This window comes from Rhodanobacter sp. 7MK24, from assembly GCF_014842995.1.
Taxonomy (GTDB): domain Bacteria; phylum Pseudomonadota; class Gammaproteobacteria; order Xanthomonadales; family Rhodanobacteraceae; genus Rhodanobacter_A.
Genome location: NZ_JACYXL010000007.1, coordinates 118122 through 139069, shown reverse-complemented (window position 1 = coordinate 139069; position 20948 = coordinate 118122). Strand labels below are relative to the sequence as shown.

Annotated in this window: 18 protein-coding genes and 1 riboswitch; of the genes, 12 read left to right on the top strand and 6 right to left on the bottom strand. The window is 66.9% G+C overall.

The window, feature by feature from the left end:
* Positions 1–8: 8 nt before the first annotated feature.
* On the top strand, positions 9–437 hold the full coding sequence (locus IHE49_RS12695; protein WP_192158435.1) for a phosphate ABC transporter substrate-binding protein: 429 nt from the start codon (positions 9–11) through the stop codon (positions 435–437).
* Positions 438–495: 58 nt separating this feature from the next.
* Complete coding sequence (locus tag IHE49_RS12690) at positions 496–2076, top strand: methyl-accepting chemotaxis protein (protein WP_192158433.1); 1581 nt, start codon at positions 496–498, stop codon at positions 2074–2076.
* Between the two features lie 95 nt (positions 2077–2171).
* Here IHE49_RS12690 and IHE49_RS12685 read toward each other — a convergent pair whose 3' ends face one another.
* Together IHE49_RS12685 and IHE49_RS12680 are read right to left on the bottom strand one after the other, a co-directional pair.
* The gene (locus IHE49_RS12685; protein WP_192158431.1) at positions 2172–2390 is read right to left on the bottom strand and encodes a hypothetical protein; all 219 of its coding nucleotides are present in this window, start codon (positions 2388–2390) and stop codon (positions 2172–2174) included.
* 320 nt (positions 2391–2710) lie between these two features.
* Positions 2711–3280: a hypothetical protein gene (locus IHE49_RS12680; protein WP_192158429.1), complete on the bottom strand. Its 570-nt coding sequence runs from the start codon at positions 3278–3280 to the stop codon at positions 2711–2713.
* A 146-nt stretch (positions 3281–3426) separates the two neighbouring features.
* Here IHE49_RS12680 and IHE49_RS12675 point away from each other — a divergent pair, with 146 nt between their 5' ends.
* Positions 3427–4074 (top strand): glutathione S-transferase family protein, encoded by a 648-nt coding sequence (locus IHE49_RS12675; protein WP_192158427.1) that lies wholly within the window; start codon positions 3427–3429, stop codon positions 4072–4074.
* Positions 4075–4161: 87 nt separating this feature from the next.
* Here the strand turns inward: IHE49_RS12675 and IHE49_RS12670 are convergent, their stop codons facing one another.
* The 3 genes from IHE49_RS12670 to IHE49_RS12660 are packed head-to-tail and all read right to left on the bottom strand — an operon-like array spanning position 4162 to position 7488.
* The gene (locus IHE49_RS12670) at positions 4162–5220 is read right to left on the bottom strand and encodes a homoserine dehydrogenase (RefSeq protein ID WP_192158518.1); all 1059 of its coding nucleotides are present in this window, start codon (positions 5218–5220) and stop codon (positions 4162–4164) included.
* 20 nt (positions 5221–5240) lie between these two features.
* A complete protein-coding gene (gene metB, locus IHE49_RS12665) occupies positions 5241–6431 on the bottom strand; it encodes a cystathionine gamma-synthase (protein ID WP_192158425.1) in 1191 nt (396 codons plus the stop codon).
* Positions 6432–6471: 40 nt separating this feature from the next.
* Positions 6472–7488: a homoserine O-succinyltransferase gene (locus IHE49_RS12660; RefSeq protein WP_192158423.1), complete on the bottom strand. Its 1017-nt coding sequence runs from the start codon at positions 7486–7488 to the stop codon at positions 6472–6474.
* A gap of 77 nt (positions 7489–7565) precedes the next feature.
* Positions 7566–7678: riboswitch (SAM riboswitch) on the bottom strand.
* 299 nt (positions 7679–7977) lie between these two features.
* Between IHE49_RS12660 and IHE49_RS12655 the strand changes: the two genes are divergently transcribed.
* The 3 genes from IHE49_RS12655 to IHE49_RS12645 are packed head-to-tail and all read left to right on the top strand — an operon-like array spanning position 7978 to position 10751.
* A complete protein-coding gene (locus IHE49_RS12655; RefSeq protein ID WP_192158421.1) occupies positions 7978–8700 on the top strand; it encodes a 2OG-Fe dioxygenase family protein in 723 nt (240 codons plus the stop codon).
* A 25-nt stretch (positions 8701–8725) separates the two neighbouring features.
* Positions 8726–9544 (top strand): creatininase family protein, encoded by an 819-nt coding sequence (locus tag IHE49_RS12650; protein ID WP_192158419.1) that lies wholly within the window; start codon positions 8726–8728, stop codon positions 9542–9544.
* Between the two features lie 40 nt (positions 9545–9584).
* On the top strand, positions 9585–10751 hold the full coding sequence (locus IHE49_RS12645; RefSeq protein ID WP_192158418.1) for a YncE family protein: 1167 nt from the start codon (positions 9585–9587) through the stop codon (positions 10749–10751).
* Positions 10752–10818: 67 nt separating this feature from the next.
* Here IHE49_RS12645 and IHE49_RS12640 read toward each other — a convergent pair whose 3' ends face one another.
* A complete protein-coding gene (locus tag IHE49_RS12640) occupies positions 10819–11637 on the bottom strand; it encodes a glucose 1-dehydrogenase (RefSeq protein WP_192158417.1) in 819 nt (272 codons plus the stop codon).
* A gap of 213 nt (positions 11638–11850) precedes the next feature.
* Between IHE49_RS12640 and IHE49_RS12635 the strand changes: the two genes are divergently transcribed.
* The 6 genes from IHE49_RS12635 (at position 11851) to IHE49_RS12610 (ending at position 20811) form a co-directional block, all read left to right on the top strand.
* Complete coding sequence (locus IHE49_RS12635; protein WP_192158415.1) at positions 11851–13452, top strand: peptide chain release factor 3; 1602 nt, start codon at positions 11851–11853, stop codon at positions 13450–13452.
* Between the two features lie 274 nt (positions 13453–13726).
* On the top strand, positions 13727–14626 hold the full coding sequence (locus IHE49_RS12630; protein ID WP_192158413.1) for a type II CAAX endopeptidase family protein: 900 nt from the start codon (positions 13727–13729) through the stop codon (positions 14624–14626).
* 121 nt (positions 14627–14747) lie between these two features.
* On the top strand, positions 14748–18383 hold the full coding sequence (locus IHE49_RS12625; protein ID WP_192158411.1) for a response regulator: 3636 nt from the start codon (positions 14748–14750) through the stop codon (positions 18381–18383).
* A gap of 3 nt (positions 18384–18386) precedes the next feature.
* On the top strand, positions 18387–19244 hold the full coding sequence (locus IHE49_RS12620; protein ID WP_192158409.1) for a CheR family methyltransferase: 858 nt from the start codon (positions 18387–18389) through the stop codon (positions 19242–19244).
* A 5-nt stretch (positions 19245–19249) separates the two neighbouring features.
* Positions 19250–19810, top strand: coding sequence for a chemotaxis protein CheB (locus tag IHE49_RS12615; RefSeq protein WP_225578430.1), 561 nt, complete (start codon positions 19250–19252; stop codon positions 19808–19810).
* Positions 19807–20811, top strand: coding sequence for a diguanylate cyclase (locus IHE49_RS12610; protein ID WP_192158406.1), 1005 nt, complete (start codon positions 19807–19809; stop codon positions 20809–20811). Before IHE49_RS12615 ends, IHE49_RS12610 begins: the two co-directional genes overlap by 4 nt.
* Positions 20812–20948: the final 137 nt, after the last annotated feature.

Sequence of the window (20948 nt, the reverse complement as noted above, 5' to 3'; positions counted from 1 at the left end):
GGTTCGTCATGCATCGCATCTTCCGAAACTGTCTCGTCGCTGGCGCACTGGCGCTGGTCGGCGCCCCTGCCCTCGCTGGCACCGTGGTGATCGTGAGCGCCAGCAGCCCGGTCAAATCGCTCAGCAAGGACGACGCCGCCGCGCTCTACCTTGGCAAGACCACCAGCCTGCCCGCGGGCGGTAACGCCAAGTTGTTCGACCTGGCCGATTCCAACCCGCTGCGTGAAAAGTTCTACCAGGCAGCCACCGGCAAGTCGGCCAGCCAGGTGAAATCGGTATGGTCGCGCCTGGTATTCAGCGGCCGCGCCGTGCCGCCGAAGGAGCTGGGCAGCGACGACGCCGTGGTCAAGGCCGTGGCCGCCGATCCGTCCGCGGTCGGCTACGTCGACAGCAGCGCGGTGAACGGCTCGGTCCGGGCCGTGCTGCAGCTGCCCTGACCGTGCACGCCCGTCGCCTCGAGGCGACGGGCGAGTCAGCCCGCCCGAGAGCCCGTCCATGAAGTTCAAGACCCGCATCCTGCTCCTGCCCGGCGTCACCCTCGCCCTGTTCGTCGCCGGCTGGCTGGCGAGCAGCACCATCGCCTCGCGCTCCGCCACCATGGTGTCCGCGCTGGGCACCGACGACTACCCCTACCTGGAAGGCGTCACCCAGCTTGACGAGCTGAGCAAGCGCACGACGCAGACCATCCAGAGCGCCGTTGCCGAAGGCGACAAGAGCAAGCTGGACGACGTCAAGGCGATCGCGACCGAAGCCGCCGCCACGAGCAAGCGCATGCTTGCGCTGAACGGCCATCAGGACACCGCCAAGACCCTGGGCGACGCTTACGATGCCTACGTGAAGAGCGCCACCGACGCAGCCTCCGTGATGCTCGGCGGCAAGGGCGACACCGCCAGCAAGGTGTCCGCCATGCAGGACGCGCAACATGCTCTCGAAACCCTGCTGAACCATGAGATCGCCGCTGCCCGCGGCGACGTGCAGCAGCACCTGGACGCTTCGGCGCAAGGCGTGCACCGCGCGATGGTGGCCAACACCGTCTCCGGGGCCGCCATCGTGGTCGTGCTGGTGCTGGGCGCATGGCTGGTGCTGCGCGCCATCACGCGCGATCTCGGCGCCGAACCCGAGCACCTGCGCGAGATCGTGGGACGCATCGCCGCCGGCGACCTGCGCCACGAGGCAAACGACACGGCGCATTCGGAATCCGTACTGGGCCGGCTGCAGGGCATGATGAAACAGCTCGGCGAGATCGTCGGCTCGATCCGCAGCGCCTCACAAACCGTCGGCGAAGCCTCCGCGCAGATCACGGAAGGCAACGATGACCTCTCGCAGCGCAGCCAGGATCAGGCTGCCGCACTGGAGCAAACCGCCGCCTCGATGGAAGAAATGAATGCCTCGGTGCGGCACAACGCCGACAACGCCAGCCACGTCGACCAGCTCGCCCGCAGCGCACGCACGCAGGCCGAGCAAGGTGGCCGCGTGGTGGCCGAGGCCAACGCCGCCATGCAGGCCATCGACGCCTCCAGCCGACGCATCGCCGACATCGTCGGCCTGATCGACGAAATCGCCTTCCAGACCAACCTGCTCGCGCTGAACGCGGCAGTGGAGGCCGCACGCGCCGGCGAACAGGGCCGCGGCTTCGCGGTAGTGGCCGGCGAAGTGCGCAGTCTGGCGCAGCGCTCTGCTGGTGCCGCCAAGGAGATCAAGGCGCTGATCGCCGACAGCGTCGACAAGGTCAATATCGGCAGCGAGCTGGTGGAACGTTCCGGACAGACCCTGGCCGGCATCATCGACAGCGTGAAGAAAGTCACCGACAGCGTGGCCGAGATCGTCGCCGCCAGCCAGGAGCAGGCCACCGGCATTGACGAAGTGAGCCGCACCATCACCGCGATGGACGACAACACGCAACGCAACGCGGCCTTGGTCGAACAGGTATCCGCCACCAGCCGGTCCATGCACGAACAAGCCAGCACGCTGCTGCGCCAGGTCGCCTTCTTCACCCTCGGCGAGTCGACCGGCAGCCATGTCGACACTTTTGCGCTCGAACACGAACCCGGCACCGAGCTCGCGCTCTACGACTGACGCTGGACAAATTAAGGCGAGCCCCCGCAAAAGTCCCTCCTCGAGGCCGCCTCCAATTGCCGCTGCATCGCCAGACCGCGGTGCAGCGGCTTTTTTTACCCGCTTTTCGCCACCGTGCCGGCCTCGCCACGCTTGGTCAGCGGCGCCGCGACGGGAAGTTCGACGACGCGCAAGGCATCCTTGATGTTCGTCTCGATGAGGGCCCACCAGATCGACCGCAAGGCGTCATGGCGACATACGTTCGAGATGCAGCCTGGATCAACGCCATCGGCAGGAAGCGCAATCTCCGTGAAGCTGCATTGCGAATCCTTCACCGACCGCACCGAACGACCTCGGCTCACCGATGCAAATGGATGCACCTGCCTCCGATCCGTGCGTCGCCGCAGCAGGAGGCACCAGCATGCCGTTGTGGCACCTCAATAACGGTGGCTCGGATGGTGTCGTCTATCAGACTAGAGGGACCAGGGTTACCTCCTGCTCTTTTTATGTGGCCAACCTCAATCGGTTGCTTGGCCGAGGCTGAGGTTTGCTCCATGGGTGAAACGACGACGGCCGCGCAAACGGCCGTCGTCGTTTTCGCTTGCGGCAATCAGGCCCTCGTCCTGCGCCGCAGGCAACCCGGCTTCCCTCCCCGTCAGTCGTCGCTCTCCGTCGACTGCGTATCGCCACGCACGCCCAACGTGCGCACCTGCAGTTGCTTCCCATCCGGCGTGGCCTCTAGAACCTGCAGGGTGCCGCCCTTGTCGGCACCCTTTGCCATCACCACGGGCGCGCCCTGAGCGTCCAGCAGCATGAACACCGTGTTGCCTTTGCCATCGACCATCAGGCCGACGCGATCGCGCGCCGTGCCCTTCGGTGTACTCGACGCATCCAACCCAAGCGCCACGCGGCCATTGGCCATAGTCGCCATGCCTCCGCGCTCCAAGCCCGTTTCGTCATAGAGAACGACACCCGATACAGGACTCAAGCGCTGGATGCCAGGGCGATCTTGTCCGATCCGCACGCGCACCGTGCCTGCGTCATCCACCGCATAGATGCGGTGCACCCGTATCTCGCGCTGCACGATGCCGCCTACGCCGTACCAGGCGAGGAACATCGCTACCACCAGCAACAACAGGCCAACCATGCCCCAGCGCGCGCGTCGCAACGAACGCTCGAGCCGGGCCAAACGCACTTCAACGGCTTCCGACGGTACGGAATTCATGCACGTTCCTTTGTGGGTGTGGGGTGCGCCGACGCTAGCATCCGGCCGGGTCCGCCGACAATCACACGGCTTGTCGAAAACCTGTCAGTCCGTTCGTCGATCCATGGAAGACCGCCACCATGGCCCAGCCCCACAAAGGAAATTTCATGAGCTTGCTGCTCTACATGCACCCGCTGTCCTCGTTCTGCCACAAGGTGCTGATCGCCTTGTACGAGAACGACACGCCGTTCGAGCCACGCATGGTGCGGCTGGACGACGAAGCTTCGCGCGAGGATTTCCGCAAGGTGTGGCCGATCCTGCGCTTCCCGGTGCTGCGCGACGAAACGCGCGGCCGCACCGTGCCGGAGTCCAGCATCATCATCGAATACCTGGCGCTGCACTATCCGGGGCGCACGACGCTGGTGCCGATCGGTCCGCAAGCCGCGCTGGCCGTGCGCGAGCGCGACCGCTTCTTCGACCTTTACCTGCACGTACCCACGCAGAAGATCATTACCGATCGCATGCGCCCCAAGGGCGGCCACGATCCGATTGGCGTGGAACAGGCACGTGCGCAGCTGCGTACGGCATATGCGCTGCTCGATCAGGAGATGAGTCAGCGCACCTGGGCAGCAGGCAACGAGTTCACCATGGCCGACTGCGCAGCCGCACCGCCGCTGTTCTACTCCGCGTGGGCGGAGCCGGTGGACGACTTCCCGCATATCGCCGCTTATCGGCAGCGGCTGATGGAGCGGCCGTCCTTCGCCCGCGCGTTGCGCGAGGCGGAGCCGTACCTGCAGTTCGTGCCGAAGGCCTAACGGCAGGAGCGCACCCTGTGCGCAAATGCCTTGATGCCCGATCAGAGCAAAAGCATTCGCGCACAGGGTGCGCTCCCATAAAGGTTTTCAGCCCAGTGCCAGCACGTCGCCCAGCAATGCCTGTGCGGTGACCTCCGGCCCCGCGCCCGGCCCCTGGATCACCAGCGGCTGCGTGTGGTAGCGGGTGGTGGTGAGCGCAAACTGATTGTCGGTGCCGTAGAGGCGCGCGGCGGGGTGTTCGGCCGGCACCTCGACCAGGCCTACGCGCGCATGGCCGCGCTGGTTGAGCCTTGCGAGGAAGCGCAGCACGTTGCCACGCGCCTTGGCTTCGGCATGGAGGGTGGCGAGCGGTTCGTCGAGTTCTTCGAGACGGGCGAGGAATTCCCCGGTATCGATGGCGCGCAGCGGTTCGGGCACCAGGCTTTCCACCTGTACCTCGTCCCAGCCCAGTGCGAAGCCGGCGTTGCGGGCGATGATGAGCAGCTTGCGCGCCACGTCCTCGCCGGAAAGGTCGGCGCGCGGATCGGGCTCGGTGTAACCACGCTCGCGCGCCTCGCGCAGCAGTGCGGAGAACGGGCGGCTGCCGTCGTAGCCGTTGAACAGGTAGCTGAGCGAGCCCGAGAACACGCCTTCCAGCGTGAGCAGGGCATCGCCGCACTGGCGCAGGCGGCGCAGGGTGGAGAGTACCGGCAGGCCCGCTCCCACGGTGGCGGAGTCGCCGTAGCGCGCGCCGTTGGCCAGTGCGGCCTGCAATGTCCGCCAGCCGGGCAGCTCGCCGCCACCGAGCGACTTGTTGGCGGTGACCACGTGATAGCCCTGCGCCAACCATTCCGCGTGGCGCGCAGCGAGCGCAGTGCTGGCGGTGGCGTCCACGATCACCTTGGTCGCCGCATCGCTGGCGGCCAGCGCGGCGAGCAGGACTGCGTCGTCGCGCTGCGCGCCAGTGCTCTTGAGCTGCTCGCGCAGGTTGCGCTCGGCGAGCTTGGCGGGCTCGGTCTGCTGGCGGCGCGAATTGGCCGCGCCTACCAGGCGCAGCGAAGCGGCGGCCGGCGTGTTGAGCAGCTTGAGGAAGGCACCGCCGACCACGCCGGTGCCCAGCAGCACCACCGCGATCGGGAATGCCTGCTCGCGTTTCGCTGCAGGCATGGTCTCGACCAGCACCGCGCTCACGCACCCACCGCACGTTTGGATTTGCCCGCGGCCACCGCGCGCGCCAGCCCGGCATCGAGGTCGCGCAGCAGATCGTCGCCGTCCTCGATGCCCACCGACACGCGCAGCAGCGTGTCGGCGATGCCGGCCTTGCGGCGCGCTTCCGGCGCCATCGCGGCATGGGTCATGGTGGCCGGATGCGCGACCAGGCTTTCCACGCCACCCAGCGACTCGGCCAGCGAGAAGTATTCCAGCCCGTCGACGAAGGCGGCGATCTGTGCCTCGTCACCGTCCAGCTCGAAGCTGAGCATGGCGCCGAAGCCCTGCTGCTGGCGCGCGGCCAGCGCGTGGTACGGGTTGGACGCAAGACCCGGGTAGTACACCTTGCGCACGGCGGCATGGCCGTCCAGGTGCGCTGCGATGCGCTCGGCGTTCTCCTGGTGCTGGCGCAGACGCACGCCCAGCGTGCGCAGGCCGCGCAGGGTGAGGTAGCTGTCGAACGGCGCGCCGGTAAGGCCATTGCAGTTGCCCCACCACTTGAGCTGCTCGGCCAGCTCCGGCGTGCGCGCCACCACGGCGCCGCCCACCACGTCGCTGTGGCCGTTGATGTACTTGGTGGTGGAATGCACCACCACGTCGGCGCCCAGCACCAGCGGCTGCTGCAGCGCGGGCGAGAGGAAGGTGTTGTCCACCACCACCAGCGCGCCGGCGGCGTGCGCGGCCTGTGCCACGTGACGGACGTCGGTGATGCGCAGCAAGGGATTGGACGGCGTTTCCACCCATACCAGCGCGGGTTTGGCGGCAAGGCCGGCTGCCAGCGCGGCGGGATCGGTGAGGTCGGCGAACTGCACCGCGAAGCGGCCCTTCTTCGCCCAGGCGTCGAGGATGCGCCAGGTGCCGCCGTAGCAATCGTGCGCAGCCAGCACCGTGGCGCCGGCCGGCACCAGCTCCAGCGCCAGCGCCACCGCGGCCATGCCGCTGGCGGTGACCACCGCGCCCGCACCCTGCTCCAGTTCGGCCAGGGCGTTCGCCAACAGGTCGCGCGTGGGATTGCCGCTGCGCGAGTAGTCGTAGGGGCGCTTCTTGCCGAAGCCCTCGAAGCTGTAGTTGGTCGAGAGATGCAGCGGCGGCACCACGGCACCGTGCTGGGTGTCGCTCTCGATGCCGGCGCGCACAGCGCGGGTGATGGAAGTGGCGTTGTCGCTCATGGGGTTGCTCCCGAAATCCAGAATGTCGTTATGCGTGTTTTCAGCGCAGGGCTTCGCGCAGCAGCGGCGCGAGTTGCTCCGGCTCCTTGAGGAAGGCGTCGTGGCCATAGGGCGACTCCACCACTTCGAGCGTGGCCGGGCCGCGCAGGCGGCGCTGCAGTTCGCAGAGGTCGGCCAGAGGTACCAGGCGATCCGACGGGAAGCCGATCAGGGTGGTCGGCAACGGCACCTGCTCGGGCTTCACGTCGTGCAGATCGATGGATTCGGACAGCGCAAGGAAGCGGTCGGCATCGAAGCGCTCCACGAAGCGACGCCCCTGATGCTCGAGGTAGTCCTCGACCGGGAAATGGAAGCGCTCGCCGCGCCATTCCGGCTCGCCGGCGAAGCGCCGGCCGAATTCGGCGCTGCCGCGGTAGGTGGTGATGGCGAGCTGGCGGGCCAGCGCCAACGCCTCATCCAGTTGGCCGCTGGACTGGCCGAGCCGCACGATGCCGCGCTGCACGCTGCGCTGCGCGGTGGAAAGCGGATGAGCCCGGTGCGCGCCGGCCAGCAGCACCAGGCGGTCGGTGCGCTGCGGGTGCCGGGCCGCAAAAGCCAGGCCGACCATCGCGCCATAGGAGGAACCCACGAAGGCATGCGTCTTGACGATGCCCAGCGCGTCGAGCAGCGCGGCCAGCGCATCGGCCTGGTCCTCGCTGGAAATGGTGGTGGCACCCAGTTCCACCGGGGTGAGCCAGTCGATGGCCAGGACACGGAAGCGGACCAGGTCGATCGCCGCGTCCTCGGCCACTAGCGACTGCCACCAGCCCGCCGTGGTTCCGGTCGGCGCGGTGACGTCACGGTTCGCGGAAATACCGCCCTGCACGATCACGGTGGGCGCATCCGGCGCGCCGCACCACAGGTAGCGCACGTCGACCTCGCGCGGGCCGTTGCCGTGCTTCGGACTGAGCGTCAGCCGCCGCGTGCTGCGCTGCGCGCCGAGCGCGCGCGGCGCCACGGACGGGCCGACCACGTCGCTGGTACAGGGAATACAGGTTTCGGGCTGCGGCTGGCTCATGCGTCTCTCCGTTCGGCATCGCCTGCGGATGCCGGAGAGGAGCCCCGCGCGATACGGCAAGACGCCGCTGCGCAAGCTGCCCATCTGCCGGGGCGCCTTCGCGCCACCGCAGGAGTTGGCACCGTCGCGGAACATTCCGCAGGTTGCCCCGGCTTCAAAGGGCCTGTCCCTCAGCCGGTCTCGATGAGTACGACGGATTCTGCAATATGACTTTCCTTCATGTCAATAGACGTCTAAACGTCTGGACGTTCATATGTCTATTTGTGACCGAAGCTTTTCGTTCGCACGAAGAGAACTTCTTCTCCCGAGAAAGGCGACGCGAAACGGCGGTTCGGACTTGCCGCATTGCCTCGTCCCGCCCGAGCGCTCACCCGGCTACCGCCGCCCTCCCCGCGGTGAGAGGAGTCCACCGGCAAACGCAAGGATTTGCCCGCATTCCGCCACGCACCAGCCAGTGCCGCTTCATGCGCAAACTGTTAGTTTGCGCGGATGGACCTCCCCAACCCATCCGATTTGCATGCAGCGCTGCAGCACGAAGGCTTCGCCTTCCTCACCGCCGACGCGATGCACGGCCTGCTGGACGCAGCCACGCTGGACGACTGGCCCGCGTTTGCCGCGAGCTGGAACACGCTGGGCGATGACGGCTACCTGGCCGCGCGCGGCCGCCTTCGCCGGCGCCGGCATGCCGTGTTCACCGCCGATGCCACCACCGGCGCAATCGTCCGCCAACCCAACCAGCCGCATTACCAGAGCCTCGCCTACAACGCCCTGCAGGGAGGCATCGAGCGCTGGTTCGAGCCGGTGGAACCGGCCATCGCGGGCAGCAGCAGCCTGCGGCGCATCCTTGCGTTCTGTCGCGACAACTTCGGTGCGCTGGCGCCGGATGTGCGGACCTGGCGCATCGAGACGCACCAGTTCCGCATCGAGGCACGCGCCGACGCCGCCGGCGAACCCACGCCCGAGGGCGTGCACCGCGACGGCGTGGACTATGTCCTGGTGCTGCTGATCGACCGCGAGAACATCGAGCGTGGCACCACCACCATCCACGCACCGGATGGCCGCGAACTGGGCCAGTTCACCCTCGTCCATGCTTTCGACGCGGCCCTGCTGGATGACCACCGCGTGTTCCACGGCGTCACTCCGGTGGTGCCAAAGGATCCCGCACAAGCCGCGCATCGCGACGTGCTGGTGGTGACGTTCAAGGCCGCCTGACCCCACATCCCACGCAAGGACCAACATGTCGCCACGCTTCCCGAAACGCGCCTTCGCGCTCGCCGTGCTACTGCTCGCCGCGCAAGCCACGTTCGCCCAGACCCCTGCCACCGTGCAACTGCAGGATCTCACCTGGACCGAAATCCGCGACCAGGTCCATGCCGGGAGGACCACCCTCATCATTCCCATCGGCGGCACGGAGCAGAGCGGTCCCTACATCGCGGTGGGCAAGCACAACCGGCGCGCCACCGTGCTGGCCGAGCGGATCGCGCAAAAGCTCGGCAATGCGCTGGTGGCGCCGACCGTCGACTACGTGCCCGAGGGCAGCTATGCGCCGCCAAGCTCGCACATGCGCTTTCCCGGCACCATCACCATCCCCGACGCCACGTTCGAGCAACTGCTCGCATCGGCCGCGAACAGTTTTGCCGTGCACGGCTTCCGCAACATCGTCTTTCTCGGTGACCACGGCGGTTACCAGAAGGATCTGCAACGCGTAGTGGAGCAACTCAACAAACAATGGGCCGGTACGCAAGCGCGCGCCTTCGTGCCGCCGGAGTACTACGAGGCAAGCTCCACCGGATATGCGCAAATCCTGCGCCAGCACGGCGTCCGCGACGACGAGATCGGCACCCACGCAGGGCTGGCCGACACCTCGCTGCAACTGGCGGTGGCCCCGCAGATGGTGCGACTGGATAGCCTGCGCGGTGCGCCGAAGCTCGGCGCCACCGATGGCGTGTATGGCGGCGATCCGCATCGTTCCAGCGCCGCGTTGGGCCAGCTCGGCGTCGACGCCATCGTGACGCGCACTGTCGAGGCGATCCGCAAGGACACGTCTGAGCGATAATACCCGACCCGCTTTTCCCCATTCCCGCAGCGAACCGATCATGACCCGACACACCCTTCGTCTTCCCCGCCTCGCCCTGATCGCTGGCGCCCTTGTTGGCCTCTGCGCTTCCGCCGTCGCCGTGGCCCAGTCGGTCACCACCGTGCCGGGCATGCCGCGCGTGGTGAATGCCGCCGACATGTACAGCCAGGCGGGTTACAACATGTTCAGCCCGGCAGTGGTTGGCGCGTTGCCGCGCATCTATGTGCCGAACCTGCGCGGCAACAGCGTCAGCGTGATCGACCCTGCCACCTACAAGGTGATCGATACCTTCCCCGTCGGCCGCAGCCCGCAGCACGTGGTGCCTTCGTGGGATCTCAAGACACTGTGGGTCACCAACAATTCCGAAGGCCGCAACAACGGCAGCCTCACCCCGATCGACCCGAAGACCGGCAAGCCGGGCGCGGCGATTCCGGTGGACGACCCGTACAACATGTACTTCTCGCCCGACGGCAAGCTCGCCATCGTGGTGGCCGAGGCGCATGCGCGCCTGGATTTCCGCGATGCGCACACGATGGCGCTGAAGTTCAGCATCGAGGCGCCGGAATGCAAGGGCATCAACCACGCGGACTATTCGATTGACGGCCGCTACGCGATCTTCACCTGCGAGTTCGGCGGCAAGCTGGTCAAGATCGACATGGTCAACCACAAGGTGCTCGGCTACCTCGACCTCGACAAGCACGGCATGCCGCAGGACATCCGCGTCTCGCCCGACGGCAAGGTGTTCTATGTCGCCGACATGATGGCCGACGGCGTGTTCCTGATCGACGGGGACAGCTTCACCAAGATCGGCTTCATCAAGACCGGCATCGGCACGCATGGTGAATATCCGAGCCGCGACGGCACCAAGCTCTACGTCGCCAACCGCGGCTCCAACAAGGTGCACGGCCCGCGCGGCGGCAAGGGCAGCGTGTCGGTGATCGATTTCGCCACGCGCAAGGTCGTCGCCAACTGGCCGATCCCCGGCGGCGGCAGCCCGGACATGGGCAACGTCAGCGCGGACGGCAAGACGCTGTGGCTGTCCGGCCGCTTCGATGATGTGGTCTACGCCTTCGATACCGCCACCGGCTCGGTGCGCAAGATCAAGGTCGGCGCCGAGCCGCACGGTCTGGCGGTGTGGCCGCAGCCGGGCCGTTATTCGCTGGGGCATACCGGCATCATGCGCTGACGGCAGGGCAGCATGCTTCCACGAAGAGCCCGGGCCATGACCCGGGCTCTTCGTTTCGGGACGGCAGCTATGCCTCGCCGCCGGCCCTACTCTTTGGCGCAGCCGCCGAACCGGCAAGGATGCCGCCATCGATGTGGAGTTCGCTACCCGTCATGTAGGTCGCCTCGTCCGAAGCGAGCAGGACGGCGACGACCGCCACCTCTTCCGGCCTGCCGAAACGCCGCAGCGGCGTATCCCTGACGAAAGCCGCCATGTTCGCCTCGCGTTCCTCGCCGCTACCGAGCATCGGCTCCCACATCGGCGTGAGCACCGCGGCCGGATGGATGGCATTGCAACGCACGCGCAAACCCTGCTCCGCACAATAGAGCGCCACGCTCTTGGTGTGGCTGCGCACCGCCGCCTTGCTCGATGCGTAAGCGGCCGCCGCCGGGATACCGACCACGCCGGAGCGCGACGAGAGGTTGATGATCGACCCCGTCCCGGTCGCGCGCATCGCGCGGATCGCCTCGCGACAACCGAGGAACACACCGTCCAGGTTGGTTTCGTGCACGCGCCGCCACTCGGCAAGGCTGGCGTGCTCCGGATCGTGCGATACGAAGCCGGCCTCGAATCCCGTGATGCCGGCATTGTTCACCAGCACGTCGAGGCGCCCCGATAGCGCCAGCACCCGACCGACCGCCTTGCGCCACTGCGCTTCATCGCGCACGTCCAGCGGCAGGAACACCGCCGCCTCGCCAAGCCGCGACGCCGTCGCTTCACCGCACGCGGCATCGATGTCGGTCACATAGACCGACGCACCTTCATTAACGAAGGCCGCTGCGATGGCAGCGCCAATCCCCTTTGCCGCGCCAGTCACCAGCGCGACCTTGCCCTTCAGACGACCCATGGTTGCGTCTCCAGCAAAAAGTCATGGAAAGCGAGGCGCGCAGGCGCCTTGCCGTTGGCTTATTGCCTGGATGCGTTCATGGCACGCTGCTCCGCAGCTTCGAGGGAGGGCACGGATCATCCCCGGGAGGGCCGGGTCGGCGCAACTCGGCCTGGGGCCAAGCGGGCCCGTGCAAGCTAGAATAGGCGGTTAGCACATCGACCGACGCCCCTCATGTCCACCCATCTCGACGAAACCCGCCGCCGCCGCACCTTCGCCATCGTCAGCCATCCCGACGCGGGCAAGACCACGCTGACGGAAAAGCTGCTGCTGTTCGGCGGCGCGATCCAGATGGCCGGCAGCGTGAAGGGCCGCAAGGCCGCGCGCCACGCCACCTCGGACTGGATGGCGCTGGAAAAGGAGCGCGGCATCTCGGTGACCTCGTCGGTGATGCAGTTCCCGTACGAGGGCAAGATCGTCAACCTGCTCGACACGCCCGGCCATGCCGACTTCTCCGAGGACACCTACCGCGTGCTCACCGCGGTGGATTCGGCGCTGATGGTGATCGACTGCGCCAAAGGCGTAGAAGAGCGCACGATCAAGCTGATGGAAGTGTGTCGCCTGCGCGATACGCCCATCATGACCTTCATCAACAAGCTCGACCGCGAGGGCAAGTCGCCGATCGAGCTGCTGGACGAAGTGGAATCCGTGCTTGGCATCGCCTGCGCTCCGCTGACCTGGCCCATCGGCATGGGCAAGCGCCTGAAGGGCGTGTACCACCTGCTGCTCGACGAGGTGCACCTGTTCGAGCAGGGCAAGAACTTCACGCGGCAGGACTCCACCATCTTCAAGGGCCTCGACGCACCGGGCCTCGAAGCAGCCCTCGGCAGCGAGGCCCTGGCCGAACTGCGCGAAGAACTGGAGCTGGTGCAGGGCGCCGCGCCCTCGTTCGACCTGGACGACTACCTCGCCGGCAAGCTCACGCCGGTGTTCTTCGGTTCGGCGGTGAACAACTTCGGCGTGCAGCTGCTGCTGGACTTCTTCGTCGAGCACGCGCCCGCGCCGCGCGTGCGCGCCACCACCTCGCGCGAGGTGCAGCCGGAGGAGGAAAAGCTCACCGGCTTCGTGTTCAAGATCCAGGCCAACATGGATCCGGCGCACCGCGACCGCGTGGCCTTCATGCGCGTCTGCTCGGGCACCTACAGCGCCGGGATGAAGATGATCCAGACGCGCACGAACAAGGAGGTGCGCATCGCCAACGCGCTCACCTTCATGGCCAGCGACCGCGAGATCGTGGAAACCGCGTATCCCGGCGACGTGATCGGCCTGCACAACCACGGCACCATCTCCATCGGCGACACCTTCACCGAGGGCGAGCCGGTCTCGTTCACCGGCATCCCCAACTTTGCGCCGGAGCTGTTCCGCCGCGCGCGCCTGCGCGATCCGCTGAAGATGAAGGCGCTGCAGAAAGGCCTGGCGCAGCTGTCCGAGGAAGGTGCCACGCAGTTCTTCCGTCCGCTGATGTCGAACGACCTGATCCTCGGTGCGGTGGGCGTGCTGCAGTTCGACGTGGTGGCCTACCGCCTCAAGGACGAGTACGGCGTGGATGCCGCGTTCGAACCGGTGACCGTGTCCACCGCGCGCTGGGTGCACTGCGACGACGCGAAGAAGCTGGAAGAGTTCCGTGAGAAGAACGCCATGAACCTGGCCATCGATGCTGCAGGCGAACTGGTCTATCTCGCGCCTTCGCGGGTGAACCTGCAGCTGGCGCAGGAGCGCTCGCCTGCGGTGCGCTTCTCGGCCACGCGCGAGCATGCGACGTCAGTGGAAATGTAAGTCCCGCCCTTCCCGTGGTTCGCGCTGGCAGCTGTTTATGCGCCGGCCACGGAAGAAGGCCACGTCTGGGGGCTGATGGATGGACCTGGCGTCGAGGAACACGGAGTGGACGCCCGTCCATGGCCGGATAGTGCAGCACGCATACGGGGAGGCGGCCCAGGTCCTGTACACCACCTCGTAGCAGCCACCTGCGGCTGCGCGTGGCGGAAGTCACGCAGACGGGACACCGTACGCCAGTTAGGCTCTGCGGCACCTCATCCCATGGATCGCACGCATGAATGCCACGCCAACGCTCGCCTACGTCACGCCGGCCACACCGCCAGCCTGGAAGCGCTGGCTGGTGTGCTCGCCGCTGGCGCGCATCGTGATCTTCATGGCGATCTTCCTCGTGCTGAACCGGTCGGCTGCAGCGCTCGTCCACCTGCTCATGCAGGGCATAGCCAAGACGCCGATGACCTCGGCACTGACTTATCTCGCGGTTGCCATGCTTCCGGCGATCGTCACCTACCTGTTCCTGACCCTCGTGGTCGAACGCCGCAAGCCGGCGGAGCTGGCACTGCGGCGCTGGCCCGATGTATTCCGCGGCCTGCTCGCGGGCGGCCTGCTGTTCAGCACCGTGGTGGGCGTGCTCTGGCTGCTGGGCAGCTATCACGTCGTCGGCTTCAACCCCCACGCCGACTGGCTGCCGCCTCTGCTGGTCGCCGGCATCGGCGCAGGCATCACCGAGGAGATCCTGTTCCGCGGCGTGCTGTTCCGCGTCGTGGAGGAAGGCCTGGGCACCTGGGCTGCGCTGCTGATCTCCGCGCTGTTCTTCGGCTTCGCCCATGCCGCCAACCCCGGCGCCACCGTGTGGAGCTCGACGGCCATCGCGATCGAGGCCGGCCTGCTGTTCGGCCTGCTCTACCACGCCACCCGCTCGCTGCTGCTCTGCATGGGCCTGCACGCAGCCTGGAACTTCTGCCAGGGCACCGTCTACGGCATCCCGGTCTCCGGCCTGAAGGCTGATGGCTGGCTGGTGTCCACGCGCACGGGGCCGGACTGGCTCAGCGGCGGCGTGTTCGGCGCCGAGGCTTCCGTGGTGGCGCTGACGCTGTGCCTGCTGTGCTCGGCAGCGCTGCTGGCCGTCGCCTTGCGACGGCACTCGCTGGTGCCCCCCTTCTGGCGTCGACGCTAAGCCCAAACGGGCGCCCGTCTATGGCTGGGCGCCCGTAGCGGTTACCCTGTGCGCAGCAGTAGGCCCGCGCACGGCAGGGACGTGCGACGGTCAGTTCCTCGACACGTTCGGCGACACGACCATGCCAGCGACGACACCTGCGAAGCCCCGAAAAAAGTATTCCTGGCTGGCAAACCAGCCGATCCAGCGCAAGATCCAGCTGGCCATCGTGCTGTTGCTTGGCGTGCCGCTGGTCGCCAACCTGCTCACGCTGGATTCGCTGCGCCAACAGGATGTGGCACGACACTGGTACGTGCATACCTACTCGGTGCTGCAGCAAATCGACGATATCCGCCATGCGACCAAGACCGCCCAGGTCAGCATCCGCGGCTACCTGCTCGACCAACGCACCGACGAGCGCAACGCCTACCTCTCCAACATGCAGGAATATGCGGGGCTTGCGCACCACCTGCGCGCGCTGACTGCTGACAACCCGCTGCAGCAGGTGCGCATCGATCGGCTCGACAACCTGGTGGCGCAATGGATCCAGGAGGTGAATGTCGGGGTATTCACGCCGTTGAAGAACCTCGGGACGCTGGATCCGGCGCAACAGCCCGCGCAAAGGCAGCACATCCAGGCCGACTACATCGAGCACCGTACCGTGCAGGCCACCGACGTCCTTACCCTGCTTGATCAAATGAGCGCCAGCGAGCAGGACCTGCTGTCCAGCCGCACCGCGCGCCTGGACAGCCTGATGACGCGCACCCGCGTGATCGACGGCGTATTCACGCTGATCATGTTGCTGCTGGGCGGAATGGTGGTTTCGCTGTGCTTCCGCCTGATCACCCGGCCGCTGCGGCGCATCACGGACCAGATGAGCCGGCTCGCCACGCATGACCACAGCGTCGAGATCCGCCAGCTGGAGCGCGGCGACGAGATCGGCGAGATCGCCCGCGCGCTGCAGGTGTTCAAGGAAATGGCGATCGCGACAAGCGACAACGCCCTGCTGAAGAGCCAGGTCGCGGCGATCTCGCGGCAACTGCAGGAAGCGACCAGTCACCGCGAGTACGCCGAGCGGCTGACCGGCGAGCTGATGCCCCTGCTCAAGGCCGGCCTTGGCCTGCTCTATCTGCACGATGAAACCAGCAGGCGGCTCGACCTGATCGGCAGCTACGGGCTCCGGCTTGGCGCCAATCCCGCCGTGCACTATCTGCCGGGCGAAGGTCTGGTCGGCCAGTGCGCGCAGAGCCATCGCTCCATCGAACTGGACCAGTTGCCGGACGACTACCTGCGCATCGATTCCGGCACCGGCAGCGCACTGCCGCGCCACCTAGTGATCCTGCCTGTGCTGCTGCGCGACCGCCTGATCGGTGTGCTGGAATTCGCCGGTTTCGAAGCCCCGACCGCATTGCATCGACAATTGCTGGAACAGCTGCTGCCGATGGTTGCCCTCTCGCTGGACAACCTCAGCCGAGCCGTCCGCACCCAGTATCTGCTCGAACAGACCCAGGAGCAGGCCGACCAGCTGCGACTCAGCAGCATCACCATGCGCCAGCAGCAGCAGGCCCTGCGCGAATCGCACGACACCTTGCATGCGAAGACCCTGGAACTTGAGGAGCAGTCGCAGCGCCTGCTGGTCTCCGAGGAGGAATTGCGAGTGCAGGCGGAGGAGTTGCAGGCCTCGAACGAGGAGCTGCGCCTGCAGAGCGACACCTTGCACGAACAGAAGCGGACACTCGAGGCGCTGCAGGCGGAGACCGCCGAGACGGCTCACGAGCTGGCGCGCGCCAGCCAGTACAAGAGCGAGTTCCTCGCCAACATGTCGCATGAATTGCGCACGCCGCTGAACAGCCTGCTGATCCTTTCGCGCAGCCTGGCCGAGAACCCGGGCGGCAGACTGGACAGCGAGGAGGTCGAGTCGGCGCAGATCATCCACGACGCGGGAAGCAGCCTGCTGCGCCTGATCAACGACATCCTCGACCTGTCCAAGATCGAGGCTGGCAAGATGGAACTGGCGCTGTGCGACTACGCGCTGGAAGACCTCGCCCGTAGCCTGCGCCGCAACTTCGACCACGTGGCCCGCGACAAACGGCTGGACTTCGGCGTGCAGCTGGCCGAGGGACTGCCCGCAAGCATCCATACCGATCCGGGCAAGCTTGAGCAGATCATCAACAACCTGCTGGCCAACGCCTTCAAGTTCACCGCTTCCGGATCGGTGCAGGTGCGCATCGACAGGCCGACCGCCGATCTGCCGCTGCCCGCGTTGCTCACCGGAACGCCGTTGCTGGCGATAAGCGTGACCGATACCGGGATCGGCATTCCCGCGGAAAAGCTGGAAAAGGTGTTCGCCGCGTTCGAACAGGTCGATTCCAGCACCAGCCGGCAATATGGCGGCACCGGGCTGGGCCTGAGCATCTCGCGGCGCATGGCTGCCTTGTTCGGCGGCGACATCGTGTTGCGCAGCGAGAGCGGCAAAGGCAGTGAATTCACCCTGCTGCTGCCCGAACACAGCGCGTCCGCCACGTCGACGGCGGCCGTGGAACCATCGACAGCACCGCCCATTCGGCCGCTGCCGAATCCGTCGCTGCTGCCGGGCAACCTGCCCGACGACCGCGAACGCCTCGCTCCCGGCGAGACCTCGATCCTGATCGTTGAGGACGATCTTCCGTTCGCGCGGATCCTCGCCGACATGGTGCGCCAGAAGGGCTACCCCATGCTGCTCGCCACCGATGGCGAGAGCGGGCTGGAGCTGGCCCGTCGTTACCGCCCCCTGGGCATCCTGCTCGACGTGATGTTGCCGGGCATCGACGGCTGGACCGTGGCCGAGCGGCTGCAGGCCGATCCGGCCACGCGCTCCATTCCGGTGCATTTCCTGTCGGCTGCCGACGACGCCGAGCACAGCCGCGAACTGGGTGCGGCGGGTTTCCTCACCAAGCCGGTCAGCCGCGAGCAGATCAACGGCGCGGTGGATCGCCTGCTGCATGTGGCGCGCGACCGCGCACGCCGCCTGCTGGTGGTCGAGGACAATGCCACCGAGCGCCGCGCCTTGCACAGTCTGTTGCAGCAGGATCGCGTCGAGATCGACGAGGCGGACTCCGCCGAACAGGCGCTGGAGCAGCTCGCGCACAATACCTACGACTGCATCGTGCTGGATCTCGGCCTGCCTGGCCTCTCCGGCATGGAGCTGCTGGAACGCCTCGCCGCCAGCGGCAGCGTGCCGCCGGTGGTGATCTATTCCGGCCGCGATCTCAGCCGCGAGGAAAGCCTGCGCATCCGCCAGTACACCGACAGCATCGTGATCAAGGGGGCGCGTTCGCCGGACCGGCTGCTGGACGAGGTCAGCCTGTTCCTGCACCGCATACGACAGGAGCCATCTGCTGGCGCAATCGACGCCACCGACGGGCTGCGGGGTCACCAGTTGCTGCTGGTGGACGACGACATGCGCAACCTGTTCGCGCTGTCGAAGGTGATGCGCGGCTGGGGCCTCAAGGTCAGCATGGCGCAGGACGGCCCCAGGGCACTGCGCATGCTGGACGAGGAAGACGCGCTGGAACTCGTGCTGATGGACATCATGATGCCGGGCATGGACGGCTACGAGGCGATCCGACAGATCCGTGCCCAGCCGCGCTTCGCGCAACTGCCGATCATCGCGCTTACCGCCAAGGCCATGCGCGGCGACCGCGAGCACTGCCTTGCGGCTGGCGCGAACGACTATCTCTCCAAGCCGGTCGACCTCGACAGGCTCAACTCGATGATCCGCGTCTGGCTGCGCCGCTGAGCAATGAGTCACGTGCTGGACGAAATCGAGCTGGAAGGCATCGAACTGGATCTGTTCGTGGAGGCGATGCGCCGACGCCACGGCTATGACTTCAGCCAGTACGCGCCGGCTTCTCTGCTGCGCCGCGCGCGCTTGCTGGCCGAACGGCACGGCGGCGGTTCGATCAGCGCGCTCATCCATCGCATGCTGCACGAACCGGAGCTGCTGCCGCAGCTGCTGGAAGGATTGTCGGTACCGGCCTCGGACATGTTCCGGGATCCTTCCGTATTCCATGCGCTGCGCGAGCAGGTGCTGCCGATGCTCGCCTCGCACCCGCAGATCAATATCTGGCAGGCGGGCTGCGCACACGGCGAGGAGGTGTATTCGCTGGCGATCCTGCTGGAGGAAGCCGGGCTGTACGAACGCAGCCAGATTTTCGCCACCGACCTCAGCACGCGCGCACTGGAGCGTGCGCACGAAGGCATCTATCCGCTGCGCTCCGCGCAGCAGTGGTCGCGCAACTATGTGGCGGCCGGCGGCCTCCATTCGTTTTCCAACTACTGCAGCGCGCGCTACGGCCTGCTCAAGCTCGACCGGCGGCTGCGTCGCAACGTCACGTTCGCCCAGCACAACCTGACGGCCGACGAGATGTTCTGCGAGGCGCAGCTGGTGTTGTGCCGCAATGTGCTGATCTATTTCACGAACCCGCTGCAGCAGCGCTGCCTTGCGCTGTTCCGCGACTCGTTGGTGCGCGACGGCTTCCTTTGCCTGGGGCTGCGCGAGCGCCCGGGCGCGGCCGCGGCCGAAGCCGACTTCGCGCCCGTCGATGCCAACCTGCGGATCTACCGCCGCGGCGCGGCCATGTCGGGACGACGGCTGTGAAACGCATGGCGGCGATCGTGCTGGGCGGCTCCGCCGGCGGCACCGAAGCGCTGAAGGCAGTCCTGGGCGGACTTGATCCACGCCTGCCGCAGGCGGTGCTGGTCTGCTGCCACACCGGCTCGGAAACGGTGGAACTGCTCTGCGAGATGCTGGGACATGTCTCGCAGCTGCCGGTGATCGAGGCGGGGGAGCGTGAGCCGGTACGCGGTGGCGTGGTGCAGGTCGCACCTGCCGGCTACCACTTGCTGGTGGAGCGCGATTTCCATTTCACGCTGTCGGCCGATCCACGCGTCAACCTTTCGCGTCCCTCGATTGACGTCCTCTTCGCCTCCGCTGCCGCAGCATGGCGAAACGCCCTGATCGGTGTGGTACTCAGCGGAGCGAACGCCGACGGTGCCGAGGGCATGTGGGAGTTGCGCCGGCTGGGAGGCTGCGCCATCGTGCAGTCGCCGGACAGCGCCTTGGCGCGCGTGATGCCACAAGCTGCCATCGATCGCGCCGGCGCCGACCATTGCGTACCCTTGGATGCGATCGCCCCCCTGCTCAACCGGCTATGCCTGCCATGAACGACAAGCGTCCGAAGCTCCTGATCGTCGACGACACCCACGCCAACCTCGTGGCGATGCGCCGCCTGCTCGGCGACTGCGGCGCAGAGCTGATCGAGGCGACGAGCGGCAGCGAGGCGCTGGCCCTGTGCCTGGAGCACTCGTTCGCGCTGATCCTGCTCGACGTGAACATGCCCGACATGGATGGTTTCGAAGTCGCCTCCCTGCTCGGCGACGCCGAGCAGCTGCGTGACACGCCCATCATCTTCGTTACCGCCGCGTATGCCGATGACCAAAACCGCCTGAAGGGTTACCGCTCCGGTGCGGTGGATTACATCGCCAAACCGGTCAACGACACCATCCTTCGCTCGAAAGTGCGCGTGTTCCTCGACCTCTACAACGCGCGCATGCAGCTGCAGCAGACGCTGGGCGAACTTTCCGAGCGCAACCACCAACTGCGGGAAGAGATCGCCGAGCGCCAGCGCGTCGAGGCCCAGGTGCGCCACCAGGCCACCCACGACATCCTCACCGGCCTGCCGAACCGCGCGCTGTTCCACGAGCGCCTGCTCGAGGCCATCGCGAACTCTCCGAGTGGCCGCGGCTTCGCGTTGGCCATGCTGGACATCGACGGCTTCAAGGCAGTCAACGACACCCACGGTCATCCCGTCGGCGACGCCCTGCTGAAGGCCATCGCAGAGCGCCTGCGCGGGTGCGTGCGCGCCGGCGACACGGTGGCGCGGCTGGGCGGTGACGAATTCGCGCTGGTCCTTGAAGACGCGATGGAACTGTCGCTGCTGCTCCAGCGCTGCCAGCAACTGTGCGACACGCTCGCCCTGCCCTATACCTTGCCCGGACCGTCCGGCGAGGTGACGGCCCGGGTCAGCGCCAGCATCGGCATCGCGGTGTGGCGCACCGATACGCCGTCGGACGAGGCGCTTATCCAGAGTGCCGATCGGGCGCTCTACGAGGCCAAGCGGGCGGGCAAGAACCGCTGCCTGCTCGATGTGGCGCACGCTGCCTAAGGCACCTCATCCCTGGGTCCCAGCGACAGCCATATCTCGATGGGTGCACGGGACACTTCCGTGCTTGCGTCGTCGCGCACCCGCACCGCCACCGGCCACGCATAACCGTTGCCGGGCTCGGCAGCGGCCTGCGATCG

Coding starts and splice junctions, on each gene's coding strand:
- IHE49_RS12655 (WP_192158421.1), top strand. CDS start 7,978: ATGGACCTCCCCAACCCATCCGATTTGCATGCAGCGCTGCAGCACGAA.
- IHE49_RS12650 (WP_192158419.1), top strand. CDS start 8,726: ATGTCGCCACGCTTCCCGAAACGCGCCTTCGCGCTCGCCGTGCTACTG.
- IHE49_RS12675 (WP_192158427.1), top strand. CDS start 3,427: ATGAGCTTGCTGCTCTACATGCACCCGCTGTCCTCGTTCTGCCACAAG.
- IHE49_RS12640 (WP_192158417.1), bottom strand. CDS start 11,637: ATGGGTCGTCTGAAGGGCAAGGTCGCGCTGGTGACTGGCGCGGCAAAG.
- IHE49_RS12680 (WP_192158429.1), bottom strand. CDS start 3,280: ATGAATTCCGTACCGTCGGAAGCCGTTGAAGTGCGTTTGGCCCGGCTC.
- IHE49_RS12660 (WP_192158423.1), bottom strand. CDS start 7,488: ATGAGCCAGCCGCAGCCCGAAACCTGTATTCCCTGTACCAGCGACGTG.
- IHE49_RS12690 (WP_192158433.1), top strand. CDS start 496: ATGAAGTTCAAGACCCGCATCCTGCTCCTGCCCGGCGTCACCCTCGCC.
- IHE49_RS12670 (WP_192158518.1), bottom strand. CDS start 5,220: ATGCCTGCAGCGAAACGCGAGCAGGCATTCCCGATCGCGGTGGTGCTG.
- IHE49_RS12615 (WP_225578430.1), top strand. CDS start 19,250: ATGGCGGCGATCGTGCTGGGCGGCTCCGCCGGCGGCACCGAAGCGCTG.
- IHE49_RS12695 (WP_192158435.1), top strand. CDS start 9: ATGCATCGCATCTTCCGAAACTGTCTCGTCGCTGGCGCACTGGCGCTG.
- IHE49_RS12645 (WP_192158418.1), top strand. CDS start 9,585: ATGACCCGACACACCCTTCGTCTTCCCCGCCTCGCCCTGATCGCTGGC.
- IHE49_RS12635 (WP_192158415.1), top strand. CDS start 11,851: ATGTCCACCCATCTCGACGAAACCCGCCGCCGCCGCACCTTCGCCATC.
- metB (WP_192158425.1), bottom strand. CDS start 6,431: ATGAGCGACAACGCCACTTCCATCACCCGCGCTGTGCGCGCCGGCATC.
- IHE49_RS12625 (WP_192158411.1), top strand. CDS start 14,748: ATGCCAGCGACGACACCTGCGAAGCCCCGAAAAAAGTATTCCTGGCTG.
- IHE49_RS12630 (WP_192158413.1), top strand. CDS start 13,727: ATGAATGCCACGCCAACGCTCGCCTACGTCACGCCGGCCACACCGCCA.
- IHE49_RS12620 (WP_192158409.1), top strand. CDS start 18,387: ATGAGTCACGTGCTGGACGAAATCGAGCTGGAAGGCATCGAACTGGAT.
- IHE49_RS12610 (WP_192158406.1), top strand. CDS start 19,807: ATGAACGACAAGCGTCCGAAGCTCCTGATCGTCGACGACACCCACGCC.